We start from the raw sequence: 14,822 nt of genomic DNA, 5'->3' as shown, positions 1-14,822 counted from the left end.
TTTCTCCTCTGCTCAACGTCGGTCCAGACCAGACAACCGCCAGGCCAACGCCCGGCGAACGGCGGGCAGCTTGCCGGCCAGGCGCATGACGCGATTGCGGATGGGGCGGCGGCGGGCTGATGCGGTGGCGAGTTCGGTGAGCCGGCTGGTCATCGAGACGACGCCGCGTGCGGTGCGGCGCCGGGCGGCGGCGTACTCGTCGAGCAACCCGTCGTCGGCCACGGCGTCGAGCACCTGCGACAGGTGCTCGCCCAGGACGACGGCGTCCTCGATCCCGAGGTTCATGCCCTGCCCGCCGGCGGGGGAGTGCACGTGGGCGGCGTCGCCGGCCAGCAGGATTCGGTTGGCGCGGAACGCATCGGCGACCCGGTGATGGACCCGGAAGCGCGATCCCCAGACGATCTCTTCGACGACGGCGGGCCGCGCCACCGGGCCGCGTTCATCCAGCAGTGATTGCACGAACGCGGTGTCGGGGTGCTGCGGCGCTTCCTCGACGGTGGCGACGATGCGGTACAGCCCGTCGGGCAACGGCGCCACCACGACCAGTCCGGCCGGTGAGAAGTAGAGGATCACCTCGTCGGCGGGCACGCCGCCGGACAGGCGGACGTCGGCCAGCGCGAACGATTCGCCGTACGTGCCGCCGCTGAACGCGATCCCGGCCTGGTCGCGGACCGTGCTGTGCATGCCGTCGGCGCCGATCAGGTACCTGGCCCGGATTTCCCGGCCGTCGGAGAAGGTGGCGATCGCGTGATCGTCGGACTGCCGGATCTCGGTGACCGACGCCGGGCGGACCACCTTGCCGCCGAGTTCCTCCAGCCGGTTGAGCAGGAATGCCTCGGTGTCGGCCTGCGAGATCATCAGCGTGTACGGGTAGCGCGTCGGCAAGTCACTGAACGGCACCGCGATCAGAAGTTCGTCTCGGTCCCGGATGGCGAACGTCGGGGTGTGCACTCCTCGCGCGACGAGTTCGTCGACCACGCCGTAGGGCTCCAGCAGTTCCAACGTGTGGGGATGAACGACGGCTGCCCGCGAGGTGTTGGTGCCCTCGGTCTGGCGGTCGACGACTGTCACGTCGTGACCGTGCTGGATGAGCACGATGGCGGCGGTCAGGCCGACGGGTCCGGCTCCGGCGATGAGGACGTCGGTAGTGGTCGTTTGCATCTTCGGCTCCTTTGTCAACAACCGTTGGTCAACAACTGTTGACTTCAAGGTAGGAGTCTTTGCGCGCAATGTCAACGGTTGTTGGCCTACAATTGTTGACATGCGACGACCGGCAGCCGAGACCAAGTCCGTCATCCTCGCCGCGGCTCGTGAGCGGTTCGCCGCCGACGGGTACGAGCGCGCGACCATCCGGGCGATTGCGGCCGATGCCGGGATCGACCCTGCGATGGTGATGCGCTACTACGGCAACAAGGAACGGCTGTTCGCCGCGGCGGCCGAATTCGATCTCGAGCTACCCGATCTCACCCAGGTGCCGCATGAGCAGGTCGGCGCCGCGCTGGCCGCGCATTTCCTGGAACGCTGGGAGCGCGACGAGGTGCTGTTGATCCTGTTGCGGGCCGGCGTCACCAACGAGGCCGTCGCCGAGCGGATGCGCACGATCTTCGCCGCGCAACTCGCGCCGGCGATCGCCAAACTGACCGGTCAGGCCCCCGACACCCCGGTGCGGGCCAGCCTTGCGGCGTCGCAGGTGCTGGGGATGGCCCTGTGTCGCTACGTGCTGGAATTCCCGCCGTTGGTCGACATGCCCCGCCGGCAGGTCGTCGACTGGATCGGTCCCACGCTGCAGCGATATCTCGTCGGCTAGATCCGTTCGATCACCGAACGCAGCAGCGCACCCATCCGGGTTGCGGACTGACGTCCGGCCTCGAGCACCTCGGCGTGGCTGAGCGGCTCACCCGTCATCCCCGCGGCCAGGTTGGTCACCATCGAGATGCCCAGTACCTGCAGGTCCGCGGCCCGGGCGGCGATCGTCTCGTGCACCGTGGACATACCGACCAGGTCGGCGCCGAGGGTACGCAGCATCCGGATCTCGGCCGGGGTCTCGTAGTGCGGGCCCGGCAACCCCGCGTAGACGCCTTCGGCCAGGGTCGGCTCGATCTCGCGGGTCAGCGCCCGCAGCGCGGGGGAATAGGCGTCGACCAGGTCGACGAACTGTGCCCCGACCAGCGGGGACCGTGCGGTGAGGTTGAGATGGTCGCTGATCAGCACCGGCTGGCCCACCCGGTATTCGGCACGCAGCCCGCCCGCCGCGTTGGTGAGCACCACCGTGGATGCGCCCGCGGCGGCCGCAGTCCGCACCGGATGCACCACGTGCTGCAGGTCATGGCCTTCATAGGCATGGATGCGGCCGGCCAGCACCAGCACCCGGTGATCACCGACGCGCAGCGAGTGCACCTGGCCACCGTGGCCCTCCGCGCTCGGCGGGGTGAAGCCCGGCAGATCGGCCATCGGCACCGTTGCGACCGGATCGCCGAGCTCGGTCACCGCGGGTGCCCAACCCGAACCGAGCACGACCGCGACGTCGTGGCGATCGACGCCGGTGCGCTCTGCGATGGAGGCGGCTGCCTGGCTGGACGCCTGGGGATCGGTCACGATAGGCGAGCTTAACCGCCGGAAACCGCCGTGATGAGCGCTCGCGCGAAGAACAAATCCGCACAGTGAGATACTGCGAGGATGCCGTCTGCCACTGCCTCGCTGAGCGTCGAGGACGCGATCAACCGGCGTCGTGGCGACCTGATCGAGCTCTCGCATTCGATCCACGCCGAGCCGGAGTTGGCCTTCGCCGAGCATCGCAGCTGCGCCAAGACACAAGCGTTGGCGGCCGAGTACGGATTCGAGATCACCGAGAGAGCCGGCGGTCTGGATACCGCGTTCCGCGCCACCTACGGCAGCGGCCCGCTCGTCGTCGGGATCTGCGCCGAGTACGACGCGCTGCCCGAGATCGGGCATGCCTGCGGGCACAACATCATTGCGGCCTCGGCGGTCGGCACCGCCCTGGCGCTGGCCGACGTGGCCGACGAACTGGGCCTGACCGTAGTGCTCGTCGGAACCCCGGCCGAGGAGCTCGGCGGCGGAAAAGTGTTGCTGCTCAACGCCGGAGTGTTCGACGACATCGCGGCGACCGTCATGCTGCACCCCGGGCCGGTGGATATCGCCGCGGCCCGTTCGCTGGCGCTGTCCGAGGTCACGGTCGATTACACCGGCCGCGAGTCACACGCCGCCGTGGCGCCGTATCTGGGAGTCAACGCCGGTGACGCGGTCACCGTCGCGCAGGTGGCGATCGGCCTGTTGCGCCAGCAGCTCATGCCGGGGCAGATGGTGCACGGCATCGTCACTCACGGCGGGGAGGCCACCAACGTCATCCCGGGCCGGGCCGAGATGCGGTACACCATGCGGGCCACGGACATGTCCGCGCTGCGTGAGCTGGAAGACCGGATGGCCGGGTGTTTTTCAGCCGGAGCTCTGGCGACGGGCTGCGAGCACCGGGTCACCGAGATCGCGCCTGCCTACGCCGAGCTGACGCCCGACCCGTGGCTGTCGGAGACCATCCGTGCCGAGATGCTGCGGCTGGGCCGTAGCCCGTTGCCGGAGAACGTGGAGGCGAGTGTGCCGCTTGGCAGTACCGACATGGGCAACATCAGCCAGGTGATGCCCGGTATCCATCCGGTGATCGGTATCGACTCGGGCGGGGCCGCCATCCACCAGCCGGCGTTCACCGCGGCGGCAGTGGGGCCGAGTGCGGACCAGGCGGTGCTCGAAGGTGCAATCATGCTGGCGCGCACCGTCGTTCGGCTGGCCGAGACGCCGGCTGAGCGGGATCGCGTGCTGGCCGCGCAGCAGCGGAGGCAGGCGTCATGAGTGTGTTGCAGCACGCCGCTGCCCGCTGGCTGTCGGCGAACTACGACGAGATGGTGTCCTGGCGGCGGCATCTGCACGCTCATCCGGAGCTGGGCCGGCAAGAGTTCGCCACCACCGAGTTCGTCGCCCGGCACCTGGCCGAGGCCGGGCTGAATCCCAAGGTGCTGCCCGGCGGCACCGGATTGACGTGTGACTTCGGGCCTGAGGACGGCCCGCGGATCGCGCTGCGGGCCGACATGGATGCCCTGCCGATGGCTGACCGGACCGGCGCGCCCTATGCCTCGACGGTGCCCAACGTCGCGCATGCCTGCGGACACGATGCGCACACCGCGGTATTGCTGGGCACGGCGATGGTCCTGTCGTCGGTGCCGGAGTTGCCGGTCGGGGTGCGGCTGCTGTTCCAGGCCGCCGAGGAGCTGATGCCCGGCGGCGCGATCGACGCCATCAACGCCGGTGTGCTGAACGGGGTGAACCGGATTTTCGCGCTGCACTGCGATCCGCGCCTGGCTGTCGGCCGGGTGGCCACCAAGCCCGGCCCGATCACCTCGGCAGCGGACTCCATCGAGATCACCCTGCACTCGCCGGGTGGGCACACCTCCCGGCCGCACCTGACCGGTGACCTGGTCTACGGGCTGGGCACGCTGATCACCGGGCTGCCCGGGGTGTTGTCCCGTCGGATCGACCCTCGCCACGACACTGTGATGGTGTGGGGCGCGGTCAATGCCGGTGTGGCCGCGAACGCCATTCCGCAGATCGGCACCCTGGCCGGGACGATCCGCACCGCGAGCCGCGACACCTGGCTGACGCTGGAATCGATTGTGGAAGAGACGGTTACGGCGCTGCTGGCCCCGCTCAACATCGAGCACAGCCTCAACTACCGGCGTGGGGTGCCACCGGTGGTCAACGAAGAGGTGTCCACCCGCATCCTGACCCACGCGATCGAAGCCGTCGGCCCTGACGCGCTGGCCGACACGCATCAGTCCGGCGGCGGCGAGGACTTCTCCTGGTACCTCGAAGACGTACCCGGCGCCATGGGCCGGCTCGGCGTGTGGAGCGGACAGGGACCACAGCTGGACCTGCACCAGCCCACATTCGACATCGACGAGCGCGCGCTCGGCGTGGGTGTGCGCACGATGGTCAACATCGTCGCCGCTTCTGCCTAGTTCCCTTGCACCGCGAGCGTGCGTGATTGCCGCCCGCCGCGCCGCGCACCATGAGCATTGCCTGCACGCTCGTCGCGATCGGTTGTGCACAGCGCGCAGTTCATCCACAGATCCGCACATTGCATCTTCCGAAGGTCTTGCGTACCAACAACGATCGTCGGCATGGACCCGCGATTGATGCAGTTGCTCGACCGACAGAACGGTGTGGTCACCAGTGGACAGATCCTGACCCACCTGACGCGCCACGCATTCGAATCTGCGGTGGAGTCCGGTGCGCTGGAAAGGATCTGGCACGGTATCTACTGCTACGGTGAGCCCACAGAGCAGCTGCTGTTGCGTGGGCTGGATCTCGCGTGTGGTCGGAAGGTGCCCCTCTGTCTGGCCAGCGCCGCAGCCGTGCACGGATTCGACACCGAGGGATCGGCTGACTTGCACGTCCTCAATCCGCCAGGCTGCCAACTGCGTTCGGCAGACGGATTGGTGGTGCATCGAAGGGATGGCGCGCCACTGATTTCCGTCGATGGCAGATACGTCGCGGCGCCGGCGTGGACCGCCATCGAGGTGGCCCGGACGCTACGTCGGCCACGAGCTCTGGCCACCCTGGACGCCGCGTTGCGAAGCGGCACGTGCACGCGGGCCGATCTCTGGCGGGCGGCCCTGGACCAGGCCGGACGTCGCGGCATCGTCGCTGTCCGCAACCTGATCGCGCTCGCCGACGGGCGCGCCGAGTCACCGATGGAGAGTGAGGCGCGGTTGGTCATGCTCGACGGCGGCTTGCCGGTGCCGGAATTGCAGTACGAGGTGGTCGACGGGAACGGGAATCTCAGACGTCTCGACTTCGCGTGGCCGCACCAGAAGGTCGCGGTCGAGTACGACAGCTTGGATTGGCACGCCAATCCCGATGCGTTGAGCAACGACCGAAGACGTACCGCCGCATTGATGAAGGTCGGGTGGACCGTCATCGGAATTGTCTTCGAGGACGTCAGAGAACGACGTGGCGAGCTGGTGGCGCGGATCAACGGGCAGCTGAGTTCCGCTCGCGCGGCGTGAGGGTGCTCAGAATGCTGACGAAATGCGGCGTGTCGGGCGGCAGACGCGCACGCTCGCGGTGCCAGGGGCCTGGCGGTGCAGGGGGAGGGGGACCAGCTACGGACCGATGTTGCGGGCGGGGCGGGTGCGCAGATCGTGCACGTACTCCGCCGGCGCGCCGGCGATCTCCGCGGCGTCGGCCATCACCCCGAGATAGCGCGCCGAGGGCAGGCCGCCCTCCCAGGCGTCGACGACATACAGCCAAGCCAGCACCGGATCGGTGGTGGTGTCCGACGAGAGCCGGTCCACCCGGCAGCGGATCTTCTTGTGGAACCCGAGCTCGGACCCTTCCCAGTGGTCCAGGCTCTGCTCGTCGGCCGGCGTCATGTCGTAGAGCACGACGAACACCTTCGACAGCGGGTCCTCGACGACGGTGGCCAGCGCGCCTTCCCAGCCGATGTCCTCACCGCCGAACGTCAAGCGCCAGCCGTGCAGCCACCCGGTACCCGCCATCGGCGAGTGCGGAGCCCGCTCGAGCATTTGCTCCGGGTGCATATTCGATCCATACGCGGCGTACAGCGGCACGGTAAGACAGCTTAATCGGCGAAGTTGGTTAGGTTAGTCCCGTGGCTACCCGCATCGTGATCATCGGCGGCGGACCCGCCGGATATGAGGCGGCACTTGTCGCCGCCGCCCGCGGCCCGGAGGTCGCTCACGTCACCATCGTCGACTGCGACGGCATCGGTGGCGCCTGCGTGCTGTGGGACTGCGTGCCGTCCAAGACGTTCATCGCTTCCACGGGTGTGCGCACCGAACTCCGTCGAGCCCCCAACCTGGGGTATTCACTGGATTTCGAGCAATCCAAGATCTCGCTGCCGCAGATCAACGAGCGGGTCAAGAACCTCGCGACGGCGCAGTCCGACGACATCGCCGGGCGGCTGCGCAGCGAGGGAATCGAGTTGATCGCGGGCCGTGGCGAACTCATCGACGACGTCCCGGGCATGGCGCAGCACCGCGTCAAGGTCACCGGTCCGGACGGCGCGGTGAGCCAGCTCACCGCCGATGTGGTGCTGATCGCCACCGGCGCCAGCCCCCGCGTACTGCCCAATGCGGCGCCCGATGGGGAACGCATCCTCAACTGGCGCCAGCTATACGACCTCGAATCGCTGCCCGAACACCTTGTCGTCGTGGGCTCGGGTGTCACCGGCGCCGAGTTCGTCAACGCCTACACCGAGCTCGGCGTGACCGTGACGGTGGTGGCCAGCCGCGACCAGATCCTGCCGCACGAGGACTCCGACGCCGCCGCCGTGCTGGAGGAAGTGTTCTCCGAGCGCGGTGTGACGCTCATCAAGAACGCCCGCGCCGAATCGGTCACCCGTACCGACGACGGCGTCCGGGTCACCATGGCCGACGGCCGGGTCGTCGAGGGCAGCCACGCCCTGATGACCGTCGGCTCGGTACCCAACACGGGCGGCCTAGGGCTGGAGCGCGTCGGCATCGAGCTCGGACCGGGCAACTACCTCAACGTCGACCGCGTGTCGCGGACCTCGGTGCCCGGCATCTACGCGGCCGGCGACTGCACCGGCCTGCTGCCGCTGGCCTCGGTGGCGGCCATGCAGGGACGCATCGCGATGTATCACGCTCTGGGCGAGGCGGTGGCCCCGATCCGGCTGCGAACCGTCGCCGCGGCGGTGTTCACCCGGCCCGAGATCGCCGCGGTCGGAGTGCCGCAGGCCGCGATCGACGACGGATCCGTGCCGGCCCGCACCCTGACGCTGCCGCTCAACACGAACGCCCGGGCCAAGATGTCCAGCCTGCGCCGCGGCTTCGTCAAGATCTTCTGCCGTCCGGCCACCGGCGTGGTTATCGGCGGCGTGGTGGTGGCGCCGATCGCCTCCGAATTGATCCTGCCGATCGCGCTGGCCGTGCAGAACGGCATCCCGGTCGACGAGCTGGCCCAGACCTTCTCGGTGTACCCGTCGTTGTCCGGCTCGATCACCGAGGCGGCGCGTCAGTTGATGAAACACGACGACCTGGACTAGAGAATCGGGCAGATCCCACCTCACCCACGTAGCCTGGGGATCGTGACTGACCCGATCTCAGCACCGGGCGATGGGCAAACCTTCCTCGGTCCGCAGCAAAGGGCGCAAGCCTGGCAACGACTCGGCAGCGAACAATTCGACGTGGTGGTGATCGGCGGCGGTGTCGTCGGCGCCGGTGCGGCGTTGGACGCGGCCACCCGGGGACTGAAAGTGGCATTGGTCGAGGCCCGTGACTTCGCGTCGGGCACGTCCAGTCGCAGCTCCAAGATGTTCCACGGCGGGCTGCGCTACCTCGAGCAGTTGGAGTTCGGGCTGGTTCGCGAGGCCCTGTACGAGCGGGAGCTGAGCCTGACCACGCTCGCACCGCACCTGGTGAAACCGTTGCCGTTCCTGTTCCCGCTGACCAACCGCTGGTGGGAGCGGCCGTACATCGCGGCGGGCATCTTCCTCTATGACCAGCTCGGTGGCGCGAAATCCGTTCCGGCACAAAAGCATCTGACCAAGGCCGGGGCGCTGCGGTTGGCTCCCGGGCTCAAGCGCAGCTCGCTCATCGGCGGGATCCGCTACTACGACACGGTCGTCGACGACGCCCGCCACACCATGACCGTGGCGCGTACCGCCGCCCACTACGGCGCGGTGGTGCGCTCGTCCAGCCAGGTGGTGGCGTTGCTGCGCGAAGGTGATCGCGTGGTGGGTGTCACGCTGCGCGATTCCGAGGACGGGGCCATCACCGAGGTGCGGGGCCATGTCGTGGTCAACGCCACCGGGGTGTGGACCGACGAGATCCAGGCATTGTCCAAGGAACGCGGCCGGTTCCGGGTGCGTGCCTCCAAGGGTGTGCACATCGTGGTGCCACGCGACCGGATCGTCAGCGAGGTGGCGATCATCCTGCGCACCGAGAAATCGGTGCTGTTCGTCATTCCGTGGGGCACGCACTGGATCATCGGCACCACCGACACGGACTGGAATCTGGACCTCGCGCATCCCGCCGCGACCAAGGCCGACATCGACTACATCCTGGGCCACGTCAACACGGTGTTGGCCACCCCGCTGACCCACGATGACATCGACGGCGTGTACGCGGGGCTGCGTCCGCTGCTGGCCGGTGAGAGTGAGGAAACCTCCAAGCTCTCGCGTGAGCACGCCGTCGCGGTGCCCTCGCCGGGTCTGGTGGCCATCGCGGGCGGGAAGTACACCACCTACCGGGTGATGGCGGCCGACGCGATCGACGCTGCCGCGGAGTTCATCCCGGCCCGGGTGGCCCCCTCGATCACCGAGAAGGTCCCGTTGATGGGGGCCGACGGGTACTTCGCCTTGATCAACCAGACGGAGTTCGTCGGGAAGCATTACGGGCTGCACCCGTACCGCGTCCGGCACCTGCTGGATCGTTACGGCTCGCTGATCGGTGAGGTGCTCAAGATGGCGGAGGACAAGCCCGAGCTGCTGGCTCCGATCACCGATGCGCCGGTGTATCTCAAGGTCGAGGCCTACTACGCCGCCGCCGCTGAAGGGGCGCTGCATCTCGAGGACATTCTGGCCCGGCGGATGCGGATTGCCATCGAGTACCCGCACCGGGGCGTCGACTGTGCGCGTGAGGTCGCCGAAGTGGTTGCGCCCGTGCTGGGTTGGACCGCCGAGGACGTCGACCGTGAGGTCGCCACCTACATCGCCCGGGTGGAGGCCGAGGTGCTTTCCCAGACCCAGCCCGACGACGAGTCCGCCGATGCGTTGCGCCAGGCCGCGCCGGAGGCGCGCGCCGAGATTCTCGAACCCGTGCCGTTGAATTGACGCGATCTTGAGAGAGCGCCCGCCGCTGCCGGTGCGTGACGGTCTGGGCCCGGCGCGGCTGCGCCTCTTGGGCGGCAATGTGTACGACGAGCTGGAGCAGCGGTTCGGCATCGGCGCGAAAGTGCTTGCCGGAGAGGTGGTCCTGCCGGACGGCACGACGGTCGACGCGACGACGACGTTGCCTGCCGGCGCGCACGTCTACTTCTACCGCGACCTGGTCGACGAGGTGGAGGTGCCGTTCGACATTCCGGTGCTGTACCGCGACGACGACATCGTGGTGGTCGACAAGCCGCATTTCCTGGCCACCATGCCCCGTGGCGGGCACGTCGTGCAGACCGCGCTGGTGCGGCTGCGTCGCGAACTGGGTCTGGCGGAACTGAGCCCCGCGCACAGGCTGGACCGGCTGACCGCGGGTGTGCTGCTGTTCACCGCGCGCCGCGAGGTCCGGGGCCGATATCAGCGGCTGTTCGCCGAGGGCGGTACTCGCAAGACGTATCTGGCTCGCTCCGACGGCACGGCGACGGTGCCGCTGCCTGCCACATTGCGCAGCCGGATCATCAAGCACCGCGGGCAGTTACAGGCTTTCGAGGAGCCCGGCGAGCCCAACGCCGAGACGTACATCGAGGACATGGCAAACGGGTTGTACCGGCTGTCGCCGCGGACCGGGCGGACGCATCAGTTGCGCGTGCACATGGCCTCGATCGGGTTGCCGATCATCGCTGACTCCCTGTACCCCAACGTGATCGACGTAGCACCCGACGATTTCGGGAGTCCGCTGCAGCTGCTGGCCCACCGCCTCGAGTTCACCGACCCGATCACCGGCGAAGACCGCGAGTTCGTCAGTTCCCGCGTATTGGGCTGACCTTGCGTGGCCGGACCATGGTGATGTTCTACTGACGGGGTGAACCGTGAGACTTTTGACCATTTGTTCGACATGACCGACCGGACCGTGATCGTGACCGGTGGCACCCGTGGCATCGGATTGGCTCTCGCCGAGGGCTTTACGCTGGCCGGCGCGCGCGTGGTGGTCGCCAGCCGCAAGGCCGATGCCTGCGAACGGGCCGCCGAGCATCTGCGCGAGCTCGGGGGACAGGCGATCGGAGTGCCCACGCACAGCGGCAACATCGACGATCTCGGTGTGCTGGTGGAGCGCACGGTCGCCGAGTTCGGCGGGATCGACGTGGTGGTCAACAACGCCGCCAACGCGCTCGCGCAGCCGTTGGGGCAGATGACGCCGGAGGCCTGGGCCAAGTCCTATGAGGTGAACCTGCGCGGGCCGGTGTTCCTGGTGCAGCACGCGCTGCCGCATCTGAAGGCCAGCCCGAAGGCGGCGGTGCTGAACATGGTGTCGGTCGGAGCGTTCAATTTCGCGCCGGCGCTGTCGATCTACGCCTCGGGCAAGGCCGCGCTGATGTCGGTGACCCGCTCGATGGCGGCCGAATTCGCCCCGCTGGGCATCCGCGTGAACGCTTTGGCGCCGGGACCGGTCGACACCGACATGATGCGCAACAACCCGCAGGAGGCCATCGACCTCATGAAGGGCGGCACTTTGATGAAGCGCCTGGCCACCCCGGACGAGATGGTCGGTGCCGCGCTGCTCATGTGCTCGGACGCAGGCAGTTACATGACCGGGCAGGTGGTCATCGTCGACGGTGGTGGCACACCTCGATGACTGCTCCGGTACGCGACGACTTCACCGTGCCGGTCGTACTGCACGGTGCCGACAGCACCCGGGTGTGGCGCAGTCGGGCGCGTCAGACTTTGACGATGTCGCCGGCCGGGATCACGTTCGAACGGCGCGGGGAGGCAGTGCAGCTCGCGTGGCGCGACATCACCGGCATCGACATGGTCAACATGAGCGGGTCGATTCGAATCGTCTTCAATGCGTGGGCCATCTGCGCGCAGGGTGCGGACCCGATCTACCCCCATGAGTTCGAGAAGGAATGGCCCACCGGGCAGATCGGGCGCTGGCTGGCGCATTATCGGCCCGATCTGGTGCTGCCTGCCGACGGAGCGATGTTGCCGTTCGGCATACCGCGTGAGTACTACCGGTGGGTCATCCCGTTGGCTGTGGTGGCCGGGCTCGTGGGTTCGTTCGTCGCCGCCAAATCGTTTGTCGGTGGACTCGGCGTCATGGCGGCCATGGTCGTGATCACGCTGCCTTTCACTTCGCCTCGGCGCCTTCGGATCGCAGGGTGCGTCTTCGTTGCCGTCATGCTGGCCTGGTTGCTCGTGATCGGATTCCTGTGGCTCGTGCCGATCGACGGGAAGAGGTTGTGACTCTCACTTGCGCTTCGTGAACTGGGCGGACCCGCTCAGGCTGCCGGTGCCGACCGACAGAATCTGGCTGCGGTTCTCCACGTGGAGAGCCGTTTCCAGGCAGCCGGCATCGAGATTGGCCCACAGCACCTGCTTGGTCGATTCCAGACCGAATTTCCCGTAACCACACAGAGTTTCGGCGATCTCCAGGGCGGCGCCGAGCAGATCCGCGGTGTCGTCGACCACCCGGGTGACCAGGCCGAGCCGCAGTGCCTCGGGTGCGTCGACCGCCCGCGCGGTCAGGATCAGGTCGAACGCGGGGCCGGCACCGATGATCCTGGGCAGGGTGTAGCTCACCCCGATGTCGCAGCCGCCGATACCGAGCTTGATGAACTGCGTGCAGAACTTCGCCGCCGGGCCCGCGATGCGGATGTCGCTGGCCGCGGCCAGCGCGAAGCCACCGCCGTAGGCCGCGCCGTTGACCGCGGCGATGACGGGCTGGCGCAGCCGGTGCAGCTTGACCGTCAGGTTCGCGATGCGTTCCTGCCAGCGCATGCCGGAGCGGGGAAACTCGGTGCCGCCGCCGGCCTCGGGTGGATTCGGATCGCTCAGGTCCAGGCCCGAGCAGAATCCGCGTCCGGCGCCGGTGAGCACCACGACCCGGCACTCGTTGTTCGCCGCGATCTCGTCGAGCGTGGCATGCAGCGCCTCGACCAGTTCGTACGACAACGCATTGAGCTTGTCGGGCCGATTGAGCGTGATGACGGCGATATCGGGCCGCGGGTAGGCAAGGTCGAGTGGCTGCGCAGGGGACATGACCGGACCCTAGCCGGTGCTGTGCCACCCGTTGACGCCGACGGCGATCATCCGTAGTTGTTTGACCGCGGTGCGGTGAATGGCGTCGACTGCCGCCGCGTCTCCTGCATCTTCCAGGCTCTCGGCGATCGAGATCATCGCGTTGACGAACAGGTTGGCCAGGATGTTGAGATCCTCGCTGCTCCAGTCCTTGAGGGCGGGGAACCGGGCCAGGTCGATCGCGAGCTCCGAGGTGATCAACCGGATCTCGGTGCGAATGGCGTAGCGCAGCACCGAGACCCCGCTGGAGCGTTCGCGGGCGATGAACCGCCAGTGTTCGCGCCGGTCGTTGAAGCTGCCGATCAGGATCTCGGCCGAGGATTCGATGACGTGATGGGGGTCGAGCTTGCCGGCGCGCGCACCGCGAAGCATGTCGCGCAGGGACCGGAACGACTCGTCGATGAGCACCAGGCCGAGCGCATCCATCGAGTCGAAGTGCCGGTAGAACGCGGCGGGCACGATGCCCGCCTCCCGGGTGACCTCCCGCAGGGACAGCGCGCTGAAGCTGCGGTCTTCCAGCAGGGTCAACGCTGCGGTGATGATCGCGCGCCGGGTGGCCTCTTTGCGCTCTTCCCTGGACAGCGTGTCCCGCGACCGCGACGACGATTCGGTTCGTCGCGGTCGTGACGTGGATGTTCGTGAATTGGGCGTACGTCTGTTCACTGGTGTGAACCCTACCACTCGCTGGGTTTTTATCGTTGACAGAGTCGCCTGTGCACGCGCACTGTGTACACATGTTCACTCAAACAATCGCAAGGCGGGTGCTGGCGGCACCGCGCGTGAGTGCGCTCGCAAACCTGCTTACCGGCCCGCACGGAGTTGATCGCTACACCGAGCTGGTCGAGCCGACCTGGACGCTGGGCGACGCCCGCGCCAAGGTGATCGCGGTGCGGCGGCAGACGCCGCGCAGCGTCACGCTGACCCTCGAACCCAATGCGGCTTTCGCCGGCTTTCGGGCTGGGCAGCACATCAATCTCTCCGTCGAGATCAACGGACGACGCCGCACCCGGTGCTACTCGCCGGCCAGTGCCGAAGGGGCTCGCCACCTGGAGCTGACCGTCGGTCGCCACGACGGCGGGCTGGTATCGAACTACCTGTGCGACCACGCCTACCCCGGCATGGTTCTCGGGCTCGATTCGGTCGGGGGCGATTTCGTCCTGCCCGCCGTGCTTCCCCGACGCATCCTGTTCGTCTCGGGTGGCAGCGGTATCACCCCGGTGATGTCGATGCTGCGTACGTTGCGTGCACAGGCGTTCACCGGCGAGATCACCTTCATCCACTACGCACGTGGCGTCGACGAAGCCTGCTACCGCACTGAGTTGGCCGCCATGGGCTCGGCCGGGGTGCGGATCCTGCACGGCTACACCCGCGACGGGGTCGCCGGGGATCTGGACGGATACTTCGGTCCCGCTCACCTGGCGGAGGCGTTCGCCGGCGCTGAGCCCGATGCGGTGTTCGTCTGTGGCCCGCCGGCATTGGTCGACGCGGTGCGTGAGGTTCGTCCCGACGCGCACTCGGAGAGCTTCGTGCCACCGGTGTTCGCAGTGCCGACTGGATCGACCGGCGGCACCGTCCGATTCGCCGACAGCGACGTGGAGGTGACCGACGACGGCCAACCGCTTTTGGTTCAGGCCGAGGCTGCCGGCCTCACCCCGGAAAGCGGTTGCCGCATGGGCATCTGCCACACCTGCACGCGATCCAAGACTCGCGGCGCGGTTCGCAACCTGATCACCGGCGCGATCTCCACCGCCGACTGCGAGGACATCGAAATATGCGTCACCGCACCCGTCGGCGACGTCGTCATCGACCTTTGAGATCTATCGAC

At 67.8% G+C, this 14,822-nt stretch carries 15 protein-coding genes; 10 read left to right on the top strand and 5 right to left on the bottom strand.

The features are described 5' to 3' along the window. Positions 1 to 12: 12 nt before the first annotated feature. Complete coding sequence (locus G6N57_RS28330; protein ID WP_097925777.1) at positions 13 to 1,161, bottom strand: FAD-dependent oxidoreductase; 1,149 nt, start codon at positions 1,159 to 1,161, stop codon at positions 13 to 15. 100 nt (positions 1,162 to 1,261) lie between these two features. Between G6N57_RS28330 and G6N57_RS28325 the strand changes: the two genes are divergently transcribed. After that, a complete protein-coding gene (locus tag G6N57_RS28325; protein WP_077743418.1) occupies positions 1,262 to 1,807 on the top strand; it encodes a TetR/AcrR family transcriptional regulator in 546 nt (181 codons plus the stop codon). On the opposite strand, the gene G6N57_RS28320 is transcribed toward G6N57_RS28325, so the two are convergent. Continuing rightward, a complete protein-coding gene (locus G6N57_RS28320; RefSeq protein ID WP_077743419.1) occupies positions 1,804 to 2,595 on the bottom strand; it encodes a purine-nucleoside phosphorylase in 792 nt (263 codons plus the stop codon). The genes G6N57_RS28325 and G6N57_RS28320 overlap by 4 nt on opposite strands. 81 nt (positions 2,596 to 2,676) lie before the next feature. Between G6N57_RS28320 and G6N57_RS28315 the strand changes: the two genes are divergently transcribed. The 3 genes from G6N57_RS28315 to G6N57_RS28305 all read left to right on the top strand — a co-directional run bounded on the left by G6N57_RS28315 (position 2,677) and on the right by G6N57_RS28305 (position 6,074). Continuing rightward, positions 2,677 to 3,861: a M20 family metallopeptidase gene (locus tag G6N57_RS28315; RefSeq protein WP_077743420.1), complete on the top strand. Its 1,185-nt coding sequence runs from the start codon at positions 2,677 to 2,679 to the stop codon at positions 3,859 to 3,861. Beyond that, complete coding sequence (locus G6N57_RS28310) at positions 3,858 to 5,024, top strand: M20 family metallopeptidase (RefSeq protein ID WP_077743421.1); 1,167 nt, start codon at positions 3,858 to 3,860, stop codon at positions 5,022 to 5,024. Before G6N57_RS28315 ends, G6N57_RS28310 begins: the two co-directional genes overlap by 4 nt. A gap of 162 nt (positions 5,025 to 5,186) precedes the next feature. Next, positions 5,187 to 6,074, top strand: a complete 888-nt coding sequence (locus tag G6N57_RS28305; RefSeq protein ID WP_077743422.1) for a type IV toxin-antitoxin system AbiEi family antitoxin domain-containing protein — start codon at positions 5,187 to 5,189, stop codon at positions 6,072 to 6,074. 96 nt (positions 6,075 to 6,170) lie between these two features. Here the strand turns inward: G6N57_RS28305 and G6N57_RS28300 are convergent, their stop codons facing one another. Next, complete coding sequence (locus tag G6N57_RS28300; protein WP_077743423.1) at positions 6,171 to 6,638, bottom strand: gamma-glutamylcyclotransferase family protein; 468 nt, start codon at positions 6,636 to 6,638, stop codon at positions 6,171 to 6,173. A 41-nt stretch (positions 6,639 to 6,679) separates the two neighbouring features. On the opposite strand from G6N57_RS28300, the gene G6N57_RS28295 reads away from it, so the two are divergent. The 5 genes from G6N57_RS28295 to G6N57_RS28275 are packed head-to-tail and all read left to right on the top strand — an operon-like array spanning position 6,680 to position 12,163. Continuing rightward, complete coding sequence (locus tag G6N57_RS28295) at positions 6,680 to 8,095, top strand: NAD(P)H-quinone dehydrogenase (RefSeq protein ID WP_077743424.1); 1,416 nt, start codon at positions 6,680 to 6,682, stop codon at positions 8,093 to 8,095. Positions 8,096 to 8,137: 42 nt separating this feature from the next. After that, entirely contained in the window at positions 8,138 to 9,883 is a 1,746-nt protein-coding gene (locus G6N57_RS28290) for a glycerol-3-phosphate dehydrogenase/oxidase (RefSeq protein ID WP_065461505.1), read from the top strand. 7 nt (positions 9,884 to 9,890) lie between these two features. Beyond that, positions 9,891 to 10,745, top strand: a complete 855-nt coding sequence (locus G6N57_RS28285; protein WP_077743425.1) for a pseudouridine synthase — start codon at positions 9,891 to 9,893, stop codon at positions 10,743 to 10,745. 39 nt (positions 10,746 to 10,784) lie between these two features. Next, on the top strand, positions 10,785 to 11,555 hold the full coding sequence (locus G6N57_RS28280) for an SDR family NAD(P)-dependent oxidoreductase (protein WP_077743426.1): 771 nt from the start codon (positions 10,785 to 10,787) through the stop codon (positions 11,553 to 11,555). Further along, positions 11,552 to 12,163 (top strand): hypothetical protein, encoded by a 612-nt coding sequence (locus tag G6N57_RS28275; protein ID WP_077743427.1) that lies wholly within the window; start codon positions 11,552 to 11,554, stop codon positions 12,161 to 12,163. The genes G6N57_RS28280 and G6N57_RS28275 overlap by 4 nt, the downstream gene beginning before the upstream one ends. A gap of 3 nt (positions 12,164 to 12,166) precedes the next feature. Here G6N57_RS28275 and G6N57_RS28270 read toward each other — a convergent pair whose 3' ends face one another. Beyond that, positions 12,167 to 12,958 carry an enoyl-CoA hydratase/isomerase family protein gene (locus G6N57_RS28270; protein WP_077743428.1) on the bottom strand — a complete coding sequence of 264 codons (792 nt, stop codon included), beginning with the start codon at positions 12,956 to 12,958 and terminating at the stop codon, positions 12,167 to 12,169. A gap of 9 nt (positions 12,959 to 12,967) precedes the next feature. Beyond that, positions 12,968 to 13,660 carry a TetR family transcriptional regulator gene (locus G6N57_RS28265; RefSeq protein ID WP_075921717.1) on the bottom strand — a complete coding sequence of 231 codons (693 nt, stop codon included), beginning with the start codon at positions 13,658 to 13,660 and terminating at the stop codon, positions 12,968 to 12,970. Positions 13,661 to 13,731: 71 nt separating this feature from the next. Between G6N57_RS28265 and G6N57_RS28260 the strand changes: the two genes are divergently transcribed. Further along, entirely contained in the window at positions 13,732 to 14,811 is a 1,080-nt protein-coding gene (locus tag G6N57_RS28260; protein ID WP_077743429.1) for a ferredoxin reductase, read from the top strand. The last annotated feature ends 11 nt before the right edge of the window (positions 14,812 to 14,822 follow it).

It is taken from the genome of Mycolicibacterium boenickei, from assembly GCF_010731295.1.
In the GTDB taxonomy this organism is placed as follows: domain Bacteria; phylum Actinomycetota; class Actinomycetes; order Mycobacteriales; family Mycobacteriaceae; genus Mycobacterium; species Mycobacterium boenickei.
Note: the sequence above shows the minus strand (reverse complement) of the source record. Positions and strands in the feature narration are given on the sequence as shown.

Bases quoted from the DNA above. Each gene is read 5' to 3' on its own strand.
- G6N57_RS28330 (WP_097925777.1), bottom strand. From the start codon at position 1,161: ATGCAAACGACCACTACCGACGTCCTCATCGCCGGAGCCGGACCCGTC.
- G6N57_RS28325 (WP_077743418.1), top strand. From the start codon at position 1,262: ATGCGACGACCGGCAGCCGAGACCAAGTCCGTCATCCTCGCCGCGGCT.
- G6N57_RS28315 (WP_077743420.1), top strand. From the start codon at position 2,677: ATGCCGTCTGCCACTGCCTCGCTGAGCGTCGAGGACGCGATCAACCGG.
- G6N57_RS28310 (WP_077743421.1), top strand. From the start codon at position 3,858: ATGAGTGTGTTGCAGCACGCCGCTGCCCGCTGGCTGTCGGCGAACTAC.
- G6N57_RS28305 (WP_077743422.1), top strand. From the start codon at position 5,187: ATGGACCCGCGATTGATGCAGTTGCTCGACCGACAGAACGGTGTGGTC.
- G6N57_RS28275 (WP_077743427.1), top strand. From the start codon at position 11,552: ATGACTGCTCCGGTACGCGACGACTTCACCGTGCCGGTCGTACTGCAC.
- G6N57_RS28270 (WP_077743428.1), bottom strand. From the start codon at position 12,958: ATGTCCCCTGCGCAGCCACTCGACCTTGCCTACCCGCGGCCCGATATC.
- G6N57_RS28260 (WP_077743429.1), top strand. From the start codon at position 13,732: ATGTTCACTCAAACAATCGCAAGGCGGGTGCTGGCGGCACCGCGCGTG.